Annotated in this window: 18 protein-coding genes and 1 rRNA gene; 13 read left to right on the forward strand and 6 right to left on the reverse strand. The window is 39.7% G+C overall.

All coding sequences use genetic code 11. The annotated features are described in order from the left end of the window. Positions 1-9: 9 nt before the first annotated feature. Complete coding sequence (gene waaA / locus K5Q58_RS04120; RefSeq protein ID WP_220752598.1) at positions 10-1,305, reverse strand: lipid IV(A) 3-deoxy-D-manno-octulosonic acid transferase; 1,296 nt, start codon at positions 1,303-1,305, stop codon at positions 10-12. A gap of 323 nt (positions 1,306-1,628) precedes the next feature. Between waaA and K5Q58_RS04125 the strand changes: the two genes are divergently transcribed. The 5 genes from K5Q58_RS04125 (at position 1,629) to glpG (ending at position 6,077) form a co-directional block, all read left to right on the forward strand. Beyond that, the gene (locus tag K5Q58_RS04125; protein ID WP_220752599.1) at positions 1,629-2,285 is read left to right on the forward strand and encodes a TetR/AcrR family transcriptional regulator; all 657 of its coding nucleotides are present in this window, start codon (positions 1,629-1,631) and stop codon (positions 2,283-2,285) included. 287 nt (positions 2,286-2,572) lie between these two features. Continuing rightward, the gene (locus K5Q58_RS04130) at positions 2,573-3,766 is read left to right on the forward strand and encodes a glycine C-acetyltransferase (RefSeq protein WP_220752600.1); all 1,194 of its coding nucleotides are present in this window, start codon (positions 2,573-2,575) and stop codon (positions 3,764-3,766) included. Between the two features lie 34 nt (positions 3,767-3,800). Then, positions 3,801-4,826, forward strand: a complete 1,026-nt coding sequence (tdh, locus tag K5Q58_RS04135) for an L-threonine 3-dehydrogenase (RefSeq protein WP_065110303.1) — start codon at positions 3,801-3,803, stop codon at positions 4,824-4,826. Between the two features lie 106 nt (positions 4,827-4,932). Beyond that, the gene (gene glpE, locus K5Q58_RS04140) at positions 4,933-5,241 is read left to right on the forward strand and encodes a thiosulfate sulfurtransferase GlpE (RefSeq protein WP_220752601.1); all 309 of its coding nucleotides are present in this window, start codon (positions 4,933-4,935) and stop codon (positions 5,239-5,241) included. Then, positions 5,238-6,077 carry a rhomboid family intramembrane serine protease GlpG gene (gene glpG / locus K5Q58_RS04145; RefSeq protein WP_220752602.1) on the forward strand — a complete coding sequence of 280 codons (840 nt, stop codon included), beginning with the start codon at positions 5,238-5,240 and terminating at the stop codon, positions 6,075-6,077. Before glpE ends, glpG begins: the two co-directional genes overlap by 4 nt. A 71-nt stretch (positions 6,078-6,148) precedes the next feature. Here glpG and elbB read toward each other — a convergent pair whose 3' ends face one another. Continuing rightward, the gene (elbB, locus tag K5Q58_RS04150; protein WP_220752603.1) at positions 6,149-6,805 is read right to left on the reverse strand and encodes an isoprenoid biosynthesis glyoxalase ElbB; all 657 of its coding nucleotides are present in this window, start codon (positions 6,803-6,805) and stop codon (positions 6,149-6,151) included. A 385-nt stretch (positions 6,806-7,190) separates the two neighbouring features. Between elbB and polA the strand changes: the two genes are divergently transcribed. After that, complete coding sequence (gene polA / locus K5Q58_RS04155; protein WP_220752604.1) at positions 7,191-9,953, forward strand: DNA polymerase I; 2,763 nt, start codon at positions 7,191-7,193, stop codon at positions 9,951-9,953. 620 nt (positions 9,954-10,573) lie between these two features. On the opposite strand, the gene yihA is transcribed toward polA, so the two are convergent. After that, positions 10,574-11,236, reverse strand: a complete 663-nt coding sequence (gene yihA, locus K5Q58_RS04160; protein ID WP_220752605.1) for a ribosome biogenesis GTP-binding protein YihA/YsxC — start codon at positions 11,234-11,236, stop codon at positions 10,574-10,576. A 167-nt stretch (positions 11,237-11,403) separates the two neighbouring features. On the opposite strand from yihA, the gene K5Q58_RS04165 reads away from it, so the two are divergent. From K5Q58_RS04165 to hemN, 5 genes are all read left to right on the forward strand, one after another. Further along, on the forward strand, positions 11,404-12,024 hold the full coding sequence (locus K5Q58_RS04165) for a cytochrome c (RefSeq protein ID WP_220752606.1): 621 nt from the start codon (positions 11,404-11,406) through the stop codon (positions 12,022-12,024). A gap of 810 nt (positions 12,025-12,834) precedes the next feature. Continuing rightward, positions 12,835-13,497 (forward strand): methyltransferase domain-containing protein, encoded by a 663-nt coding sequence (locus K5Q58_RS04170; RefSeq protein ID WP_220752607.1) that lies wholly within the window; start codon positions 12,835-12,837, stop codon positions 13,495-13,497. 56 nt (positions 13,498-13,553) lie between these two features. Continuing rightward, positions 13,554-14,111: a Der GTPase-activating protein YihI gene (gene yihI, locus K5Q58_RS04175; RefSeq protein WP_220752608.1), complete on the forward strand. Its 558-nt coding sequence runs from the start codon at positions 13,554-13,556 to the stop codon at positions 14,109-14,111. 85 nt (positions 14,112-14,196) lie between these two features. Continuing rightward, positions 14,197-14,658: a DUF2489 domain-containing protein gene (locus K5Q58_RS04180; RefSeq protein WP_220752609.1), complete on the forward strand. Its 462-nt coding sequence runs from the start codon at positions 14,197-14,199 to the stop codon at positions 14,656-14,658. Between the two features lie 255 nt (positions 14,659-14,913). Beyond that, the gene (gene hemN, locus K5Q58_RS04185) at positions 14,914-16,290 is read left to right on the forward strand and encodes an oxygen-independent coproporphyrinogen III oxidase (RefSeq protein ID WP_259651228.1); all 1,377 of its coding nucleotides are present in this window, start codon (positions 14,914-14,916) and stop codon (positions 16,288-16,290) included. A gap of 100 nt (positions 16,291-16,390) precedes the next feature. On the opposite strand, the gene add is transcribed toward hemN, so the two are convergent. Further along, positions 16,391-17,386, reverse strand: a complete 996-nt coding sequence (gene add / locus K5Q58_RS04190; protein WP_220752611.1) for an adenosine deaminase — start codon at positions 17,384-17,386, stop codon at positions 16,391-16,393. Between the two features lie 223 nt (positions 17,387-17,609). Here add and K5Q58_RS04195 point away from each other — a divergent pair, with 223 nt between their 5' ends. Further along, positions 17,610-19,439, forward strand: coding sequence for a DUF885 family protein (locus K5Q58_RS04195; protein ID WP_220752612.1), 1,830 nt, complete (start codon positions 17,610-17,612; stop codon positions 19,437-19,439). A gap of 171 nt (positions 19,440-19,610) precedes the next feature. After that, complete coding sequence (locus K5Q58_RS04200) at positions 19,611-20,555, forward strand: alpha/beta fold hydrolase (protein ID WP_259651229.1); 945 nt, start codon at positions 19,611-19,613, stop codon at positions 20,553-20,555. A 39-nt stretch (positions 20,556-20,594) separates the two neighbouring features. Here the strand turns inward: K5Q58_RS04200 and K5Q58_RS04205 are convergent, their stop codons facing one another. Both K5Q58_RS04205 and rrf read right to left on the reverse strand, forming a co-directional pair. Beyond that, positions 20,595-23,096 (reverse strand): bifunctional diguanylate cyclase/phosphodiesterase, encoded by a 2,502-nt coding sequence (locus K5Q58_RS04205; RefSeq protein ID WP_220752614.1) that lies wholly within the window; start codon positions 23,094-23,096, stop codon positions 20,595-20,597. 941 nt (positions 23,097-24,037) lie between these two features. After that, positions 24,038-24,153: ribosomal RNA gene (gene rrf / locus K5Q58_RS04210) — 5S ribosomal RNA — on the reverse strand. Between the last annotated feature and the right edge of the window lie 238 nt (positions 24,154-24,391).

Below are 24,391 nucleotides of genomic sequence, written 5' to 3' on the forward strand. Positions count from 1 at the left end.
AGAGCTAACCTAGCTCTCTTTACAATTGCTCAGTTGCAGCTGAGATTCAATAAGCTGTAATTGCTGAGCTAACGCGCCTTTATTTTGGCTAACGACTGTCAAACATGCTTGAGCAGCAAGCTGGTGTTGCTGCTTATCAGCAAACATTAACAGTAATTGTTTGGCTAACGAGTCCGCCCCTTCTACCACGCTGAGTCCACCAGCTTGGTCCAATAACGCTGTAATTTCAGAAAAATCCCAATGGTGGGGACCCACACTTACAGGCAGACCCATTGCGGCAGGCTCAAGCGGGTTATGGCCGCCATTTTCAATTAATGTCCCTCCGATGAAAGCATAATCGGCTGCGCCATATAGCATCAGCAACTCTCCCATCGTATCGCCAAGTAGAACTTGAGTTTGCTCGGTTACCGCCTCATTCATACTGCGTCTTGATAATGAAAGACCATGCTGAGTTGTTGCTACCGCTGCGACATTAAACTGCTCTGGGTGCCTTGGCGCCATAATCAACAACGCTTGCGGATATTCGGCTAAGACTTGCTCATGAGCCTTAAGCATTATTTCAAACTCACCGGGGTGAACACTGCCAGCAACCCAAACAGGTACATCTACTTTTTGCCATTGTTGACGTAAAGTTTTAGCTTGTTGATGTTTACTTTCATCGATCTGTAAATCAAATTTTAAACTGCCACATACTACTAACTTTTCAGGATTGACACCCAAAGACTCAAACCGTTCAGCTTCCAACTTCGTCTGAACAGCAATAGCGTCAAGCGAAGTTAACATAGGTGTGCTTAGTTTCGACTGTTTTTCATATTTGGCTGCAGACTTAGCTGACAATCGAGCATTTGCCAGCACTATTCGAGCTTTGCTAAGTTTGCCGTAGTGAACCAAATTAGGCCAAAGCTCAGTTTCCATAATGATGAATAACTTCGGCTGAACTTGCCCCAAAAAACGCTTCACGCAAACACTAAAATCAAACGGTAAATAACAATGTTGGACTCGCTTACCTAGTTGTTCACTAAATGCTTTGGCCACTTCTGCTGAGCCTGTTGGGCTAGTCGTCGTTATCGTGAACGTTGAGTCAGGATAGGCAGCCATTAGATTTTTAATCAGCGGAATTGCTGCTAAGGTTTCTCCCATAGAAACACTGTGGATCAGCACATCTGATTGCGAGAGTCTCGTAACACCAAAACGCTCGCCCCAGCGGTAACGATAATCTGGACTTTTAATACTCCGAAAAGCCAAATACATCACCACAAGCGGAGAAAGAAGATAGAGTATGAAAGAATATAGGCCACGAGTCATGAAAGAGTCTTAATCAGTTTTGCTTGTCGGATAAACACAATGTTAACATAAACCCAAACCACATAAATATGTGATCATTCAACATAAACTCAGCTCAGTGAGCTTGGTTGAATAACCACTAAAAAATTCTACATTCAAACAATTGATGCAGAACTCATTCGGGCGATTAAATATTATTTAATTAAACTAGCCGATGTGATTATGTCTCTTCTGAACTGACCAGATATTAATGTGGTTTGAGATAACATTCATAAGGATATGCGCTAAGCGTCGTATTGAGTCGTCGAGACTCCTGTATTTAGCAATTGATAATTGGAATCGATATGAAAACCCGCGATAAAATAGTTTTTGCCAGTCTTGAACTCTTTAACGAACATGGTGAACGTAATATCACCACTAATCATATTGCTGCGCACCTCAACATTAGTCCGGGCAACCTTTATTATCACTTCCGTAATAAAGAAGATATTATCAACTCGATTTTTGCCTTATACGAAAGTCATTTAGAGTCAGGCTTTAAACCATACGAAGATACCAGTGTCGATATTGAGCTGTTGATGGGTTATTTCGATGCGATGTTTTATACCTTGTGGCAATTTAGATTTATGTACGCCAATCTTGCTGACATTCTTAGTCGTGACGAAGCGCTAAAAGCGCGCTATTTAAAAGCCCAAGAGCAAGTGCTTAGTCGTTCAAGCAATGTATTAAGAAAATTAATTAGCGACGGTTTTCTTGAAATCGAAGACAGTAAAGTTACCGCGTTAGCTGATACCATTAAAATGATGGTGAGCTTTTGGATTAGCTACCAATTGACCCAATCAAGTACTTCAACCATCACCAAAGCCACTCTTTATGAAGGTTTATTGCGAGTGCTGATGATATTTAAGGCATACTCAGCCCCAGGCTCTGAAGCGACTTTTACTCGCCTTGAACAACATTATCTCGAAGTTGCTTCACAAGAGCGTAATGCAGCAGCGTAATGTCTTAATTTATTGCTCAGCCACCAGCACATACAAACTGCCTTTTTAGGACTAAAATAGAGTCATAAAAAGGCGGCCTTCTGTTTTGTTAACACACTAAGTCATTCATAAACCTATAATTAGCCTTCGCTTGTTATGGATTAGTATATCTAATGTGAAAACAGCTCTAGCCCTAATCATTTTGATGTCGCTATTCAGGTTAAAAAAAACACTGTAGAGCCATTAAGATTAAGGTTAGAATGCCGCCAAGCGATTTCCATATTAAAACTATATTTAGGAGAAATCAGGTGGCCTCTACCTCATTTTACGACCGCATAAATCAACAACTTGTCGATGTTAAAGCTGAAGGCTTATATAAGAGTGAACGCGTCATCACTTCTGCCCAAAAAACAGCCATTAACGTAAATAGTGAAGAAGTCATTAACTTCTGTGCCAACAACTATTTAGGTCTCGCAAATCACCCTGAATTAATTAATGCTGCACAAAACGGATTGAACAGCCACGGCTTTGGTATGGCATCAGTTCGTTTCATTTGTGGTACGCAAAATATCCACAAGCAATTAGAAAATAGCCTTAGTGAATTTTTAGGCATGGAAGATACTATTTTGTATTCTTCTTGTTTTGATGCCAACGCAGGTCTATTTGAAACACTACTTGGCCCTGAAGATGCCATCGTATCTGATTCTCTAAACCATGCTTCAATCATTGACGGTGTGCGTTTATGTAAGGCTAAGCGCTTCCGTTATGCCAACAATGACATGAGCGAACTTGAAACTCAGTTAAAAGCCGCTAAAGAAGCTGGCGCACGTGACATTCTTATAGCCACTGACGGTGTGTTCTCAATGGATGGCGTCATCGCTAACCTACAAGGCGTATGTGACTTAGCAGACAAATACGGCGCACTAGTGATGGTTGACGACTCTCACGCTGTTGGTTTTGTCGGTGAAAACGGCCGTGGCACTCACGAGTTTTGCCAAGTAATGGACCGTGTAGACATTATTACAGGCACACTAGGTAAAGCATTAGGTGGCGCATCTGGTGGATTCACTTCTGGTAAAAAAGAAGTCATCGACTGGTTACGTCAGCGATCTCGTCCTTACTTATTCTCAAATTCATTAGCACCTTCAATTGTGAGTGCATCAATTCATGTGCTCGAAATGCTGAAATCTGGTCATGCACTACGTGAAGCGGTATGGGAAAACAGCCGTTATTTCCGTGAAGAAATGACCAAAGCAGGCTTTACTCTAGCTGGTGCTGATCATGCCATTATCCCTGTGATGATTGGCGATGCAAAATTAGCGGGTGACTTCTCAAACCGTCTCTTAGCTGAAAACATCTATGTTGTTGGCTTCTCGTTCCCTGTTGTGCCAAAAGGCCAAGCGCGTATCCGTACGCAAATGTCAGCCGCACATACACGTCCTCAAATCGATAAAGCGATTGAAGCCTTTATCCGTATTGGTAAAGAAATGGGCATTATTTAAGGTCGAAGCTAAGATTGAATGTAAGGTCGAAACAATGAAAGCATTAAGCAAGTTAAAGCCTGAAGAAGGCATCTGGATGGTTGATGCACCTAAGCCAGAAATGGGTCATAACGACCTATTAATTAAAATTCGTAAAACCGCCATTTGCGGTACTGACGTGCATATCTATAACTGGGACGAGTGGTCACAAAACACCATTCCTGTGCCTATGGTTGTCGGCCATGAATATGTCGGTGAAGTTGTCGATATGGGCCAAGAAGTTCGTGGTTTTACCGTAGGTGACCGCGTGTCTGGTGAAGGCCATATTACCTGTGGTCATTGTCGTAACTGCCGCGGTGGTCGTACCCATTTATGTCGTAACACTTCTGGTGTTGGTGTGAACCGTGATGGCGCGTTTGCTGAGTACCTTGTCATTCCAGCATTTAATGCCTTTAAAATTCCTGATGATATCTCAGATGACTTAGCTTCAGTATTTGACCCATTTGGCAATGCAGTACACACCGCACTGTCATTTGATGTGGTCGGTGAAGATGTATTGATCACGGGTGCAGGCCCTATCGGTATTATGGCTGCTGCTGTATGTAAGCATGTTGGCGCCCGTCATGTGGTGATTACTGATGTCAACGAATACCGTCTAGATTTGGCCCGTAAAATGGGCGCAACTCGTGCGGTTAACGTGGCTAAAGAAGACTTAAAAGATGTCATGAATGACTTAGGCATGACCGAAGGGTTTGATGTCGGGTTAGAAATGTCAGGCGTGCCTTCAGCATTTCACTCTATGCTCGATACCATGAACCACGGTGGCAAAATTGCCATGTTAGGTATTCCTGGTGGCGACATGGCCATTGATTGGAGTAAGGTTATCTTTAAAGGGCTTATCCTTAAAGGTATTTACGGTCGTGAAATGTTTGAGACATGGTACAAAATGGCAAGTCTAATCCAGTCTGGTTTAGATTTATCACCTATCATTACCCATCACTTCTCAATTGATGACTTCCAACAAGGTTTTGATGCTATGCGTTCAGGCCAGTCAGGTAAGGTCATTTTAAACTGGGATTAACTTCCATCGTAAATTACCGCAATAATAAAGGGGTTGTATCAATACAGCCCCTTATTAGATACTTTAGTTATTCACTCTTATCTCACTTCAACTACAGCGGTATAGCATGAGCACTTTCAAGCACCTTTCAATCAATGAACTTATCCACATGACAGCAGATTCTGATGATGTCCAAATCGTCGATATTCGCGATGCTGCCAGTTATGCAGCCGGTCATATTGAGGGCTCTATTCACCTTACCAATGAAAATATCGCTCACGTTATGGCAGATGCTGACATGGATAACCCACTCGTTGTAGTTTGCTATCATGGAATAAGTAGTCAAGGCGCTGCAGGTTACTTGATTGAGCAAGGTTTTGATGACGTATATAGCCTAGATGGTGGCTTTACTGCATGGAGCGCTGCACACTCATGATTGAAATCGGCCAACTACCTCACGCTCGCGCAGCACAGGCGTTTATCGACTACTTGAAAGGGTTGGATATTGAGTGCGTGCCTATCGTAAATGAACATGGTGTAGCATTGGTCGTGTATCAAGAAGATAAAGCCGAACAAGCTAAATATGAGTTTGAACAGTTTAAGCAAAACCCGTATCAGAAAAAATATCTAGAAGCCTCATGGGACAATGGCTCCACTCAAACTAAGCTAGATTACGGTTCCTCTTCCTTAGGGCTAATTCAGCAGTTCATTACTGGAGCAGGGCCACTCACTTTAGTTACCTTTTTTGTGTGTGTCGCTGTTTTTGCAGCGATGAACCTTGGTTTTGCGAATCAAGTTTTCAGCCATTTATCATTTTTTGGTGCTGTACCAAACAGCGACTTTAGCCAGATATGGCGAGTATTCACCCCAAGCTTAATGCATTTCTCTGCAATGCATCTCCTATTTAACCTACTTTGGTGGTGGTATTTAGGCGGTAAAATTGAAACCAAACTCGGCACTCGGCCACTGGTTTTCTTACTGATCGTTGCAGGTAGTTTACCAAGCCTAGTGCAATACATGATGACAGGTCCCAATTTCGGCGGGCTATCGGGTGTAGTTTACGCTGTGGTTGGTTACACATGGATTATGGGTCAACGCGCCCCAGAATCTGGCATCGGTATCCCGAATAGCTACATGACGTTTATGCTCATTTGGTTAGTGCTCGGTTTTACTGATTTACTCGGCATGCCGATAGCAAACGGTGCTCATATTGGTGGATTGCTAGTTGGGTTAGCCCAAGGGGCATTTGATAGTAAGCAGAAGAATAATTAGGTTATTTTAAAAGGCTTTCTATCAGAAAGCCTTACTCAGACTTAAAACCGCATTATATAAAAGTATAAAAGCTAGCGAATCATTTTTAAAACTTGGTTGACCAGCTTTTCAATGCCGACCTGCGCCTCAGCAATCGAATTCGCCAGCATATAAGCCGGTGTGGATACCACAAGATTATCTATATCGACCACGATTTCTTCAACGGTCGCATCACAATGTTCGCCTCCCATTTCGGTATAGGCTTGCGCAGTGCCGCTATCGTTTCCAATTGTCCCTTTAATTCCTTTTGGATAAAGTACGGGCATCATTACTGGTGCAATACACATGAAACCGATAGGCTTTTTCGCTAATACAAACTCTTGAATGAAACTCTCTACGTCAGCGTTTAATTTGCAGCCACTTCCCGCTACCGCAAAATCACATAAGTTTTTAGCAGCGCCAAAACCGCCAGGTACTATCAAAGCATCGAACTGGTCTATATCTAGCTCAGTTGTATTAAGTACTTCTCCACGAGCAATACGTGCTGACTCTTGCAATACATTACGTGTTGCACCAGTGCTAACTTCGCCATTAAGGTGATTAACAACGTGCATTTGTTCTATATCTGGTGCAAAACATTGATAATTCACCCCAGCTTTAGATAGTGCAAGTAGTGTTAATACCGATTCATGAACTTCTGCACCATCGTAAACCCCACACCCACTGAGAAGCACTGCAATATTTTTCATTTCTGTTCCTTGGAAAAGTGATTAATTTAACTTTTTTTAAACAAATCTATTGATCTGATTAAAAAACGTGCTAACTTAGTTTCTCGAATTTATTTCACGGCTTAAAAACTGTACCAAATAATCGAGTAAATCAATAAGAATATTAAAAAAGTCCACATAATCGGAATATTTTTTAAAACTACTATTTAACTCACAAAATTATTAAAAAACAAAACTAATCAATAAGTTAAGAGTTTTATTCCCAGTCGTAATTAAAACACCCTTAGATGATATATTAATTCACTCACAGACTTATCCACAGCCTGAGAGTTAATTTTCCGTGGCCGAAAATCCTTGTATGTGGCATTCTAAGGCCATCTCAGAATACTGAAAATGAAAACAGACTATGCCAACAATCCCCAATAATCCACTCGTCCTTGTGGATGGTTCTTCTTACCTTTATCGCGCATTTTATGCACCACCACATTTGACTAATTCAAAAGGCGAAGCAACTGGTGCTGTTTACGGTGTAGTCAACATGCTTCGCAGTTTAATGAGCCGTTACAATCCCAGTCATATTGCTGTGGTCTTTGACGCCAAAGGCAAAACATTCCGCAATGATATGTACAGCGAATATAAAGCCCAACGTCCGCCGATGCCGGATGATTTACGTTCACAAATTGCGCCGCTACATGCCATCATTCATGCGTTGGGTTTACCCTTAATCTGCATTCCTGGTGTAGAGGCTGATGACGTCATTGGAACAATTGCGCTAAAAGCCAGTAAAGAAGGTCGCGCGACATTAATTAGTACTGGCGATAAAGATATGGCTCAACTGGTCGACGAGCACGTTACACTAATCAACACCATGACAGATACCATCATGGGGCCTGATGAAGTCACAGAAAAATTTGGTGTCGGGCCAGAGCTCATTATTGACCTACTCGCCATGATGGGTGACAAAGCCGATAACATTCCTGGCTTACCTGGAGTTGGTGAAAAAACAGCTTTAGCGATGCTTACTGGAGTAGGCGGTGTCGATAAACTTATCGAAAATCCTAACAGTGTATTAGATGTCACTTTCCGTGGCTCTAAGACAATGCCTAAAAAGATTGAAGATAATAAAGAGATGCTACAGTTGTCTTACGATCTTGCTACCATCAAAACCGATGTTGAATGGTATGATGATTGGGCACCACTTGAGATTAAACCTCAAGATCGAGATGAGCTTATAAAGCTGTTCGGTGAAATGGAGTTTAAACGTTGGTTAGCTGAAGTATTAGACAACAAATCTGGCTTTTCAGCAGCCACATCAACCTCAAATACTGAGGATGTTACGCCACTAGCTCCAGCTTTAGAAGCCGAATATGAAACGATTCTCACCGAAGCGGATCTAGCTAAATGGGTTGCTAAACTATCAAAGGCGGAATTAATTGCTGTAGATACTGAAACTACTAGCCTTAATTATATGGAAGCTAAATTGGTGGGTATTTCGTTCGCAGTAGAAGTCGGAAAAGCTGCTTACTTGCCATTAACTCATGACTATTTAGATGCGCCAGAGCAGCTACCACTTGATTACGCTTTAGAGCAATTAAGACCCATTCTTGAAAGTGATACCGTCAAAAAAGTTGGCCAAAACCTTAAATACGATATCAGCATCTTTGCCAATGCAGGTATTACCCTTAAAGGTGTGCGCTTTGATACCATGCTTGAGTCCTATGTGTTTAATTCAGTCGCTTCACGGCATGATATGGATGGATTAGCCCTTAAATATTTAGGTCATAAAAATATCAGTTTTGAAGAAATAGCCGGTAAAGGTGCAAAGCAACTTACCTTTAACCAAATCGATTTAGCGATTGCTAGCCCGTATGCCGCAGAAGATGCCGATATCACTCTACGCTTACATGAACACCTATGGCCAAGAGTTGAAAAAGAATCTTCTCTAGCATCGGTATTCAATGAACTTGAATTACCACTTATTCAAGTTTTATCAGATATTGAACGTCAAGGTGTGTTGATTGATAGCATGTTGCTAAGCCAGCAAAGCGATGAATTAGCGCAAAAGATTGATGAGCTTGAAACCAAAGCCTACGAAATCGCGGGCGAGAAGTTCAACTTGAGTTCTCCTAAGCAGTTACAGGCTCTATTCTTTGAGAAACTCGGATACCCGATCATCAAAAAAACGCCAAAAGGCGCGCCATCAACTGCTGAAGATGTATTAATTGAACTGGCCTTAGATTATCCATTACCAAAGCTCATTTTACAGCACAGAAGCCTGTCTAAGCTTAAAAGCACTTATACAGACAAGCTACCTTTAATGGTCAACTCAGAAACGGGTCGCGTTCATACCAGCTATCATCAAGCTAATGCTGCAACAGGCCGATTATCATCAAGCGAGCCTAACTTACAGAATATTCCAATTCGTACAGAAGAAGGTCGCAGGATCAGACAAGCCTTTATCGCACCAGAAGGTCGCAAAGTGCTTGCAGCCGATTACTCTCAAATCGAGTTACGCATTATGGCCCATTTATCACAAGATAAAGGGTTATTAACGGCCTTTGCTGAGAATAAAGATATTCATAAAGCAACTGCCGCTGAGGTGTTTGGGGTGCATTTTGAGGAAGTCACCACAGAACAAAGGCGCCGAGCAAAAGCGGTTAACTTTGGATTAATTTACGGTATGTCAGCGTTTGGCTTAGCTAAACAATTAGATATTCCTCGTAAAGAAGCACAAACCTATATCGACACCTATTTTGCTCGTTATCCTGGTGTCCTTAAATACATGGAAGATACCAGAGCCTTAGCAGCTGAAGTTGGATATGTAGAAACACTGTATGGCCGACGTTTATACCTACCAGATATCAAAGATAGAAATGCGATGCGTCGTCAAGCAGCTGAGCGCGCAGCAATTAATGCTCCTATGCAAGGTACGGCAGCCGATATCATCAAAAAAGCGATGATCAGCATTGATCAATGGATTAAGAATGATACCCAAGGCGAAATTACGATGATGATGCAGGTTCACGATGAATTAGTCTTTGAAGTCGCAGAAAACCAAGCTGAGACACTTAAAGCCAAAGTGTGCGAATTGATGGCGCAGGCCGCGAGTTTAGATGTCACCTTACTAGCTGAAGCAGGTCTTGGAGACAACTGGGATGAAGCCCATTAGCGTCTATTTATACCGGCTTCAAATCAGCTCAGCCGAAAGACCTGAGCTCCCTTAACAAACAATCCCGTAGTTTTACCACTACGGGATTGTTGTTTTTAGCCTTAAAACACAGCAACAAGGTGAAAAAACCAGCTTCAAATGTGGCAAACTTCACATTATTGTTCATTTTTATAAAAAACAGTTTTTTATTTTAAGGCTAATGGCGTATTATTATCTGCGTAGGGTACAGAGGTTAAGATGTTCCATCTTTCAGACCTTTTTATTTCACTAGAAATAGTGACAAGCCGAATTATGGCGCTCCAGCATCTTAATATGTTGGAGCTTTTTTTTGCCTGAAATTTATTTTAGAGTAAATACTTTAAATTTGAATGAAAAACGATTACTATTCTCTTATTGAGAGTCGTCGATGAGTAGATGGCACTTGAGTCTTGTTGAATTTAGCTTCTCCCCAAAAGAGCTAATTTTTTAACCGATGACAATATGTCGTCGGTTTTTTTTTGATTAAAAACCAGTTCGCAGCATAAACCTCTCAGCAAGAAGCCATAAAAAAACCGCTAAGTTCGTCTAGATAAACTTAGCGGCTTAAATACAGGTAACGTACTAGCTAACACGCAATTAATTTACTCTGGATCTTGTTCAGCTTGTTGCTCTGCTTCTTTTAGCCAGCTTGGGTTGCACCATTCATTAAGAATACCCAATACTTTCGGCTTTCCGGTTCCCTTCGTTGAAGAAAATGGTTCTACTTTTACCCAATCCCCGAATTCAGCTAACTCTTTACGCACAGCATTAACGGTTTTCATTTTCACATTTTGCGCAAGCTTATCTGATTTAGTTAATAAAGCTAACACTGGGATTTCGCTCAAAACAGCCCATTCGATCATTTGCATGTCTAAATCTTTTAACGGATGACGAATATCCATCAATACCACAACACCACTTAAACAAGCGCGTTCCTGCAAATATTCACCTAGGGCTTTTTGCCATTTATTTTTTAATGCTAATGGCACTTTAGCAAAACCATAGCCTGGTAAATCCACTAAACGACGGTTTTCATCTAATTCAAACACATTGATTAACTGGGTACGGCCCGGAGTTTTACTGGTTCTTGCTAAGCCTTTTTGCTCAGTCAAAGCGTTCAATGCACTTGACTTACCTGCATTAGAGCGGCCAGCAAACGCAATTTCTACTCCGGTATCACCAGGTAAATACTCATCAAGATGTGCAATATCTGGCGCACTTATTAAAAACTTGGTTTTTCGAAAATCTATACGCGTTTCTGACACGATTTGCTCCAATAAATTTGGGGTAATACCTTAATTATGTAAGATTTGCTTACTTTTCCACATTTTCGTGTAAAATATTAGCCTGATCACAGTTTGTAGATTTTACCACGCTTGCGGGTCATCCTAGTAAGCTCAGGACAATAAATTAAATAAGAAGTTGGAACGCCATGAAAAAGTTAGCTCTTGCGCTGTCTGTATTTGCCGCTATATCAACGCCTGCAATCGCTGAAGGTGATGTGGAAGCGGGTAAAACTAAATCAGTTATGTGTTCTGCCTGTCACGGTGTTGACGGTAACAGCATTGCTCCTATTTGGCCTAAATTGGCCGGACAGCACGCATCTTATCTAGAAAAACAATTACATGATTTCCAAGCGGCGGCTAAAAGCGGCGGCAAAGAAGGTCGTAGTGATCCTACCATGATTGGTATGTCAGCGACTTTATCAGAACAAGATATTAAAGATGTTTCTGCATATTATGCTAGTCAAACATTAAATGTCGCAGATGTTACCAATGTACCTGCCGAAGGTGAAGCCCTTTATAAAGGTGGTGACATGGCTCGTGGTATTACATCTTGTATGGCATGTCATGGACCAGATGGTAAAGGTGGCGAGCTTGCAGGCTTCCCAGCTATTGGTGGTCAGCATGCTGATTATATCAAAATCCAACTCAATATGTTCCGTGATACAAAGCGTAACAATGATTTGAATGGCATGATGCAAGATGTGTCTAAAAAGTTATCTGACAGTGATATTGAAGCGTTATCTCAATATATTTCAAGCCTTAAGTAATTTTTTCTTCACATTTAAATGAAGCTAAAAGGGTGATTATTCACCCTTTTTTACAACCGAAAGTTGACGTTTACGTAAACTTTATAACATTCATGCTTGACAGAGATCACGGATTTAGGGTTAAATAGCCCCGTACCGAGATGAACCCAGCTGTAAGAACAAAAATATTAATTCCAACTTACAGATTTCGGATACGTTTACATTTAAGATATAAGAATAAAATTAATAAATAACAATAATATAAATAAGACCACTCGCTAATAATAATAAGAGTCGTGATTTCAGCTTGAAATCCAGGTCATATAGAATTTGTAAGGAACAGACCAATTGGTCGACTCGCTTAAATAGCACTCCCTTACGCAACAGAGATAAAACCCCATAAGGAACCTACTTTAAGGATTAAAGTAGCGGCATAGGAAGCTAATTGCTTAGGATGCACTTGCGGAGGCTTGTTATCACTGGAAGGTACTTTTAAACATGGATTGTTTACTAATGTCATTGAAGACAACTAGGATATTGATGAGTCATTGAAGACCATCTACGGAAGCTGTGGTCAGGACGGCAACAGGATTAAGAAAAATGGTCATTGATGACCGATAACAATAAAAAATGCACGGAAAGCTCTAAAAATAAGATGGATATTGACCGGGATAGTCACATAGCAAGTATGGATACTTGGAATATAAATTTGGTGTATTAACACTATTTTGTAAGGTGGCAGTTTACTGCCACCTTTTTTTATTTCTTCTTTTCAAGAAATCTGTTATTGATTGATAATCTTCATCTTGGTTTGGATCACATCTGACTTCAATGATTAAATGCCCGTTGTGCAGTCATACTGCTGAGTTTTTTATTCAAGATAAAAAAAGAGCTTTCTACAGCTGTCCTCAATGCCAACTGGTATTCGCTAACCCTCAATCACATATGATACCTGCCGCTCAACTACAGCGATATGGTCGTGCAAATAAAGCCACCAAACAAAAACAACTTGTCCAATTCATTCAACCTTTACTGAGCCAAATCAGCTGGCACCAAGATGGACCGCTAACAGGCCTTAACTTTGGTAGGGTATTAGATAAGAGCAGTTTAGAAAAAATTGAATCGGCTGGGCATCGTCTTTTTCAATACGACCCCTTTATCAAGACAGATCAACAAGTGTTCAATCAGCAATATGACTTTGTTTGTTGTTATCGCGTTTTAGAACATTTTCAACAACCTTTCAAAGAATGGTCATTGATATCAAGTTTATTAAAAGATAATGGTTGGTTAGCAATAAGCACCTCGCTACTGACCGACTTAACTCATTTTTCTAAATGGCACTTTAAGAACAACCCGACCCATGTCAGCTTTTATCAACAGCAAACTTTTGAGTATTTAGCACAAAACAGCGATTTTAAGCTATTATTTGCAGCAAAAGAGCTCGTATTGATGCAAAAAACATCAAAGTCTGATATAAAGCGCATCCTTATTTAGTGCAAGGTGGATGATTATCTATCTAGCCAACTTTTTACAACCACATGAGATCACTGATGGCTCGTAGTAAAAAATCGCGCAAGGGCGGCGAAAACGGCCCTACACAAGCACCAAGAGTCAAAAAGGCTGATCGTAAAGTCACAGGCAGCAGAAAGAAAGACAACGGTCATAAGTCTGGTAGTCGTCATAATGAAGCCTTGATTGAGCAACAATCACCGCATGTTACGACCAGTAAAAGTAATGACCCTCGTCATGGCAGCAAAAAGCCTGTGCCATTAATGATTAAATCAGCCGAAACGACTGCTGCACCTGTAGCTAAAGTTAAACAGCCTAAGCTAACTGATGAGCAAAAATTACTGAAACTAGAAGACGATCCTAGATTCAATAATTTATTGGACCTTTTAGAAGAAGGTAAAGACCTCTCAGCTGACGATCAAAAATGGTTGAATGGTCAACTTGCTAAAATGGAAGCATTAATGGAAAAACTAGGCATTTCTGATGCCGAAGAACTTCCAGTACAAAATGCTAATACTGGCAAGAAGCCAGCTTCTGATGATGATTTATACGAGCGCTTTGAAACAGGTGCAGATGTATTAAAAGACTACCAGTCTTAAATCATTAATAAATGGCATGCCAATTTGGTGTGCCATTTTTCTATGTTTTATGCTCTATATTTAAACCTCTGATTAAGGATAATTTGTGTCTAGCCTTGTTATTGCCCTCGCCGTCATCGTTATAGTACTTTTAGCTTGTTATGCAGGTTATCTCCTATTAAAGGTTAAGAAACAGCAACAGCGAACCACTGAAGCTAATCAACAGCGCTTAAATGAAGCAAAAGCTAAAAAGCAGCAGATACTGGATGATATAAAATATATTGCTGCAGCGATGTTAGAGGAGCGATGTGAGCCTTCAGAAGGTGTCATGCGTATCGCTAAATTATTTGAAGCATTATCAATGTCTGAACAAATGGCTGTTGAGTTCCCAAGCATTTTTGAGCATTACGACTGCATCAAAGCACATCCGATTAAAGACGAACGTAAAGCATTAGCCAAACAACAGCGAATGAAGCTAGATTTAGCACGGATGAAGTCTGAAGCTAAGCTGGAACAAGGCTTACTGGATGATGCAAAAAAAATTACAGAATTTCATTTCGTGCATTAGAGTTTAGTAACTACTAAGACTTCTATTTGATAACAAGTCTCATTATTATCAATAGGTTAATATGAGACTTGTTTCTGCCCCAAGTGAGTAACTAAGGCTGTGAGCCATCCCACAATTTCACAAAACTTCACAGCTTTCAGACTAAATACCGCCTTTCTAGCAACATCAAATTTCAAATTTACAACGTAGTTCAAGGTTTTTTGTCTAATATGACTGCATACTTCGTCTATTGCTAATTTACTCGGAGAACGTGCCTTGAAGCAGCCCACACAAATAAGTTGGGATCAGTCAATGATCGAAAAATATAACTACAGTGGTCCACGCTATACGTCGTACCCAACGGCGCTAGAGTTTGACGATAGTTTCACTGAGCAAAACCTACTTTCTGCGATTGAAACCAGTAAAAGTGACAAACTGTCTTTATATATTCACATTCCTTTCTGTGCCAAGCTTTGTTATTACTGTGGCTGTAATAAAGTCATTACTCGTCATGCACATAAAGCAGATCAGTACATTGAATACCTTGCGAGTGAAATTGTAAAACGTGCTCCGTTATTCAAAAACTACACTGTGACTCAAATGCATTGGGGCGGCGGTACACCAACCTTCCTAAACCCTGAGCAAATTTTAACTTTATCTAAGTTAATCAAAAGCCACTTTAACTTTGCTGACGAAGGTGAGTTTTCGATTGAGGTTGACCCTCGTGAAATCGAACTAACCATGCTTGACACCTTAAAAGAAGCTGGATTTAACCGTATTTCTATTGGTGTTCAGGACTTTAATAAAAAAGTTCAAGTTGCTGTTAACCGCGAACAAGACGAACAGTTCATTTTCGACTTAATGGCGAAAGCAAAAGATATGGGCTTTGTATCGACTAATGCCGATTTGATTTACGGCTTACCGCATCAAACTCCTGAAACATTTGCTGAAACAATTAAGCGTGTGATTGAGTTGTCGCCAGATCGTTTATCTATCTTTAACTACGCTCACTTACCATCGCGCTTTGCCGCTCAGCGTAAAATTAAAGATGAAGATATGGCTTCTCCGCAACAAAAGCTTGATATGTTGCACCAAACTATTGAATCTCTTACTGGTGCTGGTTATCAATTCATCGGTATGGATCACTTTGCTAAGCCAGATGATGAGCTATCGAAGTTACAAAATGCTGGTAAGCTACATCGTAATTTCCAAGGTTACACGACCCAAGAAGAGTGTGACTTACTTGGTTTAGGCGTATCTTCAATCAGCCAAATTGGTGATTGCTACGCGCAAAACCAAAAAGACATTCGTCCTTACTATGAGTCAATTGATGAAACAGGTCATGCCTTATGGAAGGGTTGTAGCTTAAATCGTGATGATGAAATTCGTCGCGTTGTTATCAAGCAGATGATTTGTCATTTCGATTTAGATCTCACTAAGATTGAACAACAATTTGACCTTAACTTTGAAGAATACTTTGCTGAAGATTTAAAACTGCTTCAAACATTCATTGATGACAAACTTGTTGATATTACTGACCGTAAACTAACAATTAGCCCAACAGGCCGTTTGTTAATTCGTAATATTTGTATGTGTTTTGATGTTTATTACCGTCAAAAAGCGCGTCAACAACAGTTCTCTCGTGTGATTTAACTGCCTGAAACTAATCATTTCTAAATGATTAGTTTCATCCAATAAAAAACCGCTGATATTCAGCGGTTTTTTTATGCTTATAAACAACTTAACCAATCATTTATAACTTTGATGCGTATAAAGCCTTGCGCTCACTATCTGATAAAAATGCCATTTCTACGCCATTACGTTGTACTTGGCTAATTTGGTCATCTGATAATTTAAGTTCAGACTTAGCAATGCGATACTCATGCTGAATATCAATATTGCTCACACCAGGATCATCAGTATTTAAGCCAATTAACACACCAGCATCTAGAAACTGATTAAATGGATGTGAGGCGTAATCAGCAACTGTTGAGGTATGTAAGTTACTGGTTGGGCATGACTCAATTCCAATAGCGTGCTTTACCAAATATTCCATCATTTTAGGGTCATGAATTGCATTCACACCGTGACCAATACGTGTTGCACCTAACTCTTGAATCGCCTGCCACATGCTCTCAGAGCCTGCCGCTTCACCTGCATGAGCTGTAATATGTAAACCAGCATCGCGCACACGTTTAAAATGCTCATTAAATAAATCACCAGGGAACCCTAACTCATCACCAGCCAAATCCATACCCACTAACGCGTCACGGTGAGCTAATAAACCTTCAAGTTCCAAGCGGCATTTTTCCTGGCCAAATGAGCGAGACATAATCCCAATAAGGTTAATTTTAACCGCGTGCTCTTTCATACCAGCTTTAACGCCATCAATTACGGCTTCAACGACACCTTCAATAGGTAAATTATGGTTCATTGCCATGTAATAAGGGCTAAAGCGTAATTCAGCATAATCTAAACCTGAAATAGCAGCATCTGCTACGTTTTCATATGCAACACGTTTAACGGCATCTAAGTCAGCCAATACTGCAACCATCCAATCAAGCTTTTTTAAAAAAGCCACTAAGCTGTTTTCTTTACCTTGGATTTGAACGAAAGGCGCCAGTGCATCTAATGAGTCTGCTGGCAGCTTAATTCCATGCTGATGTCCGAGTTCCCAAATGGTTTTGACTCTAACATTGCCATCTAAATGACGGTGTAAATCAACTAATGGAATGGATGTATTGATCATTATTTACCCCTATTAATTTTTTGAGCTAAATGTGTTTTTTATATAATGAACACCTAGCAGGTCGAAGTTTAACATGCATCCACAAAAAGGTGACGTTTTTATCGCCTGAATAGCATAATCGGTAACAAATATTTCCATTGATACAGCTAGCGTGCTTTAGGTTGAATTGGTATGTTGTAGCTAGTAATTAATTTGTAATTTATTGGCAATAAAGGAATTCATCATGCGTAAGCTCATCTTGCCTGCGATAATCATGCTGGCTGTGACTGGCTGTAAAATGACAACAGGTTCAAAAGCTCAATATTATCTCGGTGAAACTCAAAAAGCTGAGACAAATACCAGCACACCAAAGCAACCCCAAAGTGCAACCGTTGAGGATATGAGCCTAAAAGCAATTATAGATAGCGCATGGCAAATTAACTTAGATTACTCACCTCAGATGGCATATTCATTGGGTGACGAAGCTAAAGCCGCATTGCTACCTGACTTATCGCCGGAAACCCTAGCGGAAAAAAACTTACGCCTAAAAACGTTATTGTCCTCTTTAAAGCAACTAGATATAGATAAGCTATCTAAAACAGATAAAATCAACGCTCAAATCTTGCAATATCAGCTACAAAACGATGTTGATATGTATACTTATAAAGATCACTATCTGCCAATAACTGCAGAAAGTGGTTTTCATGCTTATATTGCGTCGATAGCTAATGGCAGACTTCATAGTGAAGCAGACTACCAAAACTATTTAGCAAAACTGAATGCATTGCCCAAGTATTTTGCCCAGCAAACCTTTTGGTTACAACAAGGTTCAAGCAGTGGTATCACTCCAGCAAAAGTAACCTTAAATGGCTTCGAAGACAGCATTAGTGCTTATATTGTTGATGTCGAAGACAGTGGCTATTACAAGCCTTTTACTGATTTTCCGGAACACTTTTCCGATGCGCAGAAAGCAGAGTTAGCAGCCGAAGGGAAAAAAGTCGTCAAAGAGAAGGTATTGCCACTGTATCAACAGTTTTTTGATTATATGACTCAGGAATATATCCCTAATGCACGCACATCTATTGCAGCTAAAGATATGCCCAATGGCAAAGCTTTTTATCAAAATAGAGTGGAGTACTACACCACTTTGAATATGACTGCAGATGAAGTTCATCAACTTGGCTTACAAGAAGTTGCCCGTATTCGAGCCGAGATGGAACAGGTCATTGCTGATGTGGAATTTAAAGGTACGTTTGCAGAATTCTTGCACTTTTTAAGAACCGATCCGCAATTTTATCCGAAAACAGCAGAAGAGTTATTAAAAGAAGCCGCATATATCGCCAAAAAAGCGGATGCGGTTTTGCCACAATACTTTGCCACTCTTCCTCGTACTCCTTATGGAATTAAACCAGTTCCAGCTGAAATAGCCCCTAAATACACCACTGGTCGTTACTCAGGCTCCAATCGTGATGATGAAGCGGGTTACTACTGGGTCAACACTTATGCATTAAATAAACGCCCACTTTACGAAATGGAAGCACTGACTCTACACGAAGCTGTACCAGGGCATCACTTGCAAATATCAATCAATAAAGAATTAACCGATTTACCCAACTTCAGGCGTTATAGCTATATTTCGGCTTTCGGTGAAGGTTGGGGATTATATTCTGAATATTTAGGACTTGAAGCAGGCTTTTATCAAGATCCCTATAGTAACTTTGGTCGGTTAACATATGAAATGTGGCGAGCAGCGCGACTAGTCGTCGATACTGGAATGCACACTAAAGGTTGGAGTCGAGATGAAGCCATTGAATTTATGGCAAGTAACACCGCTTTATCAATGCACAATGTCACAACTGAAATCGACCGTTATATCTCATGGCCAGGACAAGCGCTATCATACAAAATCGGCGAACTGACCATAAAACGATTACGTGATAAAGCAGAGTCAGAGCTAGGTGAGAGGTTTGATATTCGGTTGTTCCATGATGCTTTATTGCAAAATGGCTCAGTGACCATGGACATTCTCGAACAAAAAGTCGATGAATTTATTGAAGAGCAAAAAGCCGCCTAATCATAAATATCTCTATCAGTAATGTTGACTGAAATTGTTTGCAGTCAACATTACTCAATCAAATCACTCCATCTAACGCTTTATCTAAAACTGGTCTCATTAGTTTGCTACACTGCCCCAGTCTTCAAGATACGATCTCAATTAATACGTCATAAACTAGAGGTGTATATAGTGCTTTTTTCGTCAGAACAACAACTAAATAATGATGAACAACAAAAATTCTGGCAATCAGTTACCCAATCTACACTCGAAAAAAATGACGTTTCACTAGCTTATGCTTACATTCAGCACTCTGATAGCTCAAAAGCCATTGTCATCAGTAGTGGTCGAGTTGAAAGTTATCTTAAATATAAAGAGTTGATGTTTGACCTATATCAGCATGGTTACAGCATTTATATTTTGGATCATCGTGGTCAGGGTTTGTCATCAAGAATTACCACGAATCCTCATCAAGGGCATATTGATAAATTTCAAACCTACATCGATGACTTAAATGACTTTGTTGAACAGATAGTAAACCCTAACAAGCATGATAATTTATACCTTGTTGGGCATTCAATGGGCGGAACTATTGGCACCTTATACATGGAGCAATACCCAACAACCTTTAATGCTGCAGTATTCTCAGCGCCAATGTATGGAATAAAACTACCATTTAATAAAACCTTTATCCGCTCATTAGCAGGTTTACTTGATACATGTAATGACAAACAACCTCATAAACAGCCCAACTATGTCTTAGGAGGAACGGATTATGAGCCTGTTGAGTTTGAAAAAAATCACCTCACTAACAGCCCTAGTCGATATCAACAATTCCTAGATGTCTTTCATCAAAATCCAAACATCCAGTTAGGTTCACCAACGAACCGTTGGTTATTAGAAGCAATGGATGCAGCAGATAGAGCGACAAAAGCTGCTGCATTAAGCATCAAACCAATAATGGTTTTACAGGCACTTGATGATGAAATTGTAGATAATGCTGCACAAAATAGAGCTGAAAATATACACTGTCAGATCCGCCGAATAGCAAACTGTCAGCATGAGGTATTTGTTGAAGCTGATAAAGCCCGTAATCAAGCTTTACGAACCTTAGTTAGTTTTTTAGATAAATATTAAGCTTATATTGATGCTAAGACATTCGTTAATGGCTAGCGTTTAATTAAAAGGCACTTTCCAAACCACACTTAAGGTCAATTCAGACTCTAACAAGTGCCTGATATCTTGTTGAGTCAATGGACGACTAATAACATACCCTTGGAATAAATTACTTTTTAATTGGGTTAAGGTCGTGAGTTGTTGACGATCTTCAATTTGTTTTACCACCACAGGATATTTAAGCTGATTAGTTAGATTAATCAACGCTTTAAATATATTCCGAGACTCTTCAGAGGTAGTAATATCTTTAATATAATTAGCAGCAAATTTTACTTGAGAAAAGTGGATGCCATGCAGTCGATGCAATGGGCATAGGCCAGAACCAAAGTTATCTAAGGCAATACGGATTCCCTCACGTTGTAAGGTCAATATTTTATCTTTTGCTGTAACCGCATTAATCGAAAATACATCTTCTGATAACTCAAACTGAATAAACTCAGGGCTAATATTATGCTGTTTAATTTTGGCTTGTATAACTTGTACAAACATATCCTGATGGAAGTGTCTTGAGGATATGTTAATTGAAAAGCACGGACAGTTGATTTCCGTTCTTTGTAAACTCTCTATGAATGAACAAACCTCGTCTAACACCCATAACTCTAACTCAAAAATAGAGTTTGATAATTCTGCTACGGGGATAAATTGTTTAGGACTAATAAAACCAAACTCTGGGTGATACCAACGCATTAATACTTCAACGCTTTCAGTATTCCCCTCGATATCGACTACCGGTTGATACACTAACGACAATTGTTTCTGTTTAATCGCTTTCTTCAATTCTTGTTGAAGTTTTTGAGGTTCATGATGACTCCCATCAAGCTGTAAACTATGTAAAACACAAGTATTAGTTTGGCTTTCTATGGCTTTGCCGAGAGCTTTGTCAGCACGAGACAATAACTGACTAGGCTCTAAAGACTCTTTACCGTCAAATACGACCATACCTACTTTGGTGAACACAGATACAGTTTGCCCTGATAAAGTAAAACTTCTACCTACAACTTGACGCACTTCGCTGGCAAGTGATAAAGCCCGTTTATTGGCATGCTCTAGACTCGTACCCAGATTCTTGGCAGCAATTACAAATTCATCATCACCTAAACGGCTCAGTAGACAACTAGCAGAAAATGCACCGGCAAGTCTTGCTGATATTTGCATCAATAATCGATCGCCTAGCTGTTCACCAACGGCTTCATTTACCAATTTAATATTACTGAGATTAATCAGCAACATAGTGCTATATTGATTAGATTTACGAGCATATGCTTGCAAATCAAATAGCTCATTTGCCAAAGCCTCTCTATCAATAATATCTGACACCCCTACATGGCTTTGCCTTTCAACGGTGATTTTCTGATTCTTAAGTTCTAGAGTGACATCTGTAATAGACCCAATCATCCTAATAGGTTTTCCTTCCTCATCCCACTGGATGATTTGCCCTCTATCTAGCACCCAAATAAATTCTTTTGATTTGTTTTGTAACTGATGAACACTTTCATAATGGGAAGTATTTCCTGCTAAACAGTCTTCTATTTCTCTCAGCACGGTATTTTTTTCATCTGGGTGTAATCGCGTCTCCCAAGATTCATAACAATTAGTTATTTCATTTGGTCTGTAGCCTAATATTTCTTTCCAGTTATCAGACATAAACACATCATTGGTTTCAGTATTCCAATCCCAGATCCCGCTACTATTACCGCTAATCGAATATAACCATCTTTGCTCGGAGTTAGTAACCTTCATATTACTTTCTATAAGGTGTTTCTCAACCTTAAGTAGTGACTCGCCTAGGCAATATACTTCTTCAACTAAACAATTGATTCTGGTTTTATCAGGCTTAAACTGAAGTACATTATTAGCTCTTTTAGTGAGTTGTTTAATTGGTCTTATGAGTAGCCAATATAGAGCCCAACAAAAAAAAACAACCAGTATGCCGCCAATCCCCCAAATATAGATAAACCTTTTTTGAAGCTGATCAGAAGCGTCTGCAATTAATGAAGAAATATCATATTCGAGATAGATAACATCAACGGCACTGGAGTAACTGTATTTTGCTGCGGTATTGACGGGATAATAAGCTTGGATGGAAAGGCGATCATAATTGATATTGAAAAATGCTGCTTCAGCTGCAACCACCTCTTGATGTCGCGCATCAGAGTATCCTTCAATCACATTCTTAGCATCACTCTCACGCCATATAACGTGATTAGCAAACTTTATTCGGCTAGATGCATCCAATATGACATATACCATCATATTGCTGTCTGTAGAAATTAAAGAAACTTCTTGCTCAATTCTAGAGATATCTTGAATTGCTAAAGCTGATTCAACAACATGAATCATTCTAAATAAATCTTTTTGAATTTGATCAGATTCATTTTCAGCTAGCTCAGAACGCAGTGCCTCTTTTTCATAATAAAACTCACCGCTAACTAATAATAAGTACAGTGAACATAAGAAAAAAGGCACTAAAAAAGATAGTGAAAAAGAAGGTCGCTTTGGCAAGATTACACCACTAATTGTTAATAAAAATATACCGCTTACGTAACATACTAAAGACCACAACAATCAACAACCATAAAAGGCTTTTCTCAGGAAACATAATCCATTTTAATGAATATCACATCTATAAATTACAGCCTTCAAAATCGCTTCATGAATAACGATCTTCCAATTCCTTAATTAAGCAATTAGTTGGCTTACTTTCACACTGGCAGATTTACTAAATGATGTGGCTAGTAAATATAAATCGTCAATTCATTATATTTTACAAACGTTAAATGGACTGTAACGTGAGTAAAGAGCTATCTACTCTCCGTTAAGAGAAGTAAAACACTTGAAATGGACTGCTTATTTAACCTTGTAAGAACACATATCGGCTACTAAATCATTGCTAATTATCTAATCTGACACTCCAGCCTCTCAAATTTCAAGCACAAAAAAGTCCGTTACGTGAGTAACGGGCTATCTGAGCTCATAAAAAGAGAAATTAGGCGCTAGGCTATGACCTACTTTTGCATGGGCATATCAATCACACTGTCTTTCGCGGCACTAAATTCTTACTCGCTATAAACGAAAAAAGCCCTGACTATTAAGTCAGGGCTTTCTCGACTCTCTAAAAAGAGAAATTAGGCGCTAGACAATAACCTACTTTTACATGGGCATATCAATCACAATATCAGCTGTTGATGTGTCTAAACTTGAGCTTTAGCTTCGTTTCTGAACATGTTTATCTTAAATGACAGACACAAAAAAGCCCGTTACGTGAGTAACGGGCTATCTGCTCTCTTAAAAAGAGAAATTAGGCGCTAGGCAATGACTGACTTTCACGTGGGCATATCAATCACACTGTCTTTCGCTGCACTAAATTCTTACTCGCTATATACGAAAAAAGCCCTGACTATTAAGTCAGGGCTTTCTCGACTCTCTAAAAAGAGAAATTAGGCGCTTGGCAATGACCTACTTTCACATGGGGAGACCCCACACTATCATCGGCGCTATTGCGTTTCACTACTGAGTTCGGGATGGGATCAGGTGGTACCACAATGCTATTGTCACCAAGCAAATTCGGTGTTAATCGCTTATCGCAATTAACTAAATTCGGAAAGCTGTTTGTTTTTTTGAGTTTTCTACTTTATTAAGTGCTTTAAATTCTTCACTAAGTCTTACCTTTAACAGTAAGTAATAAATCTAGTTACCATCAACTCAGATAAAAACTCATCTGGGTTGTATGGTTAAGCCTCACGAGTCATTAGTACAGGTTAGCTCAACGCCTCACAACGCTTACACACCCTGCCTAT

It is taken from the genome of Shewanella sp. KT0246, assembly GCF_019654955.1.
GTDB lineage: Bacteria > Pseudomonadota > Gammaproteobacteria > Enterobacterales > Shewanellaceae > Shewanella > Shewanella goraebulensis.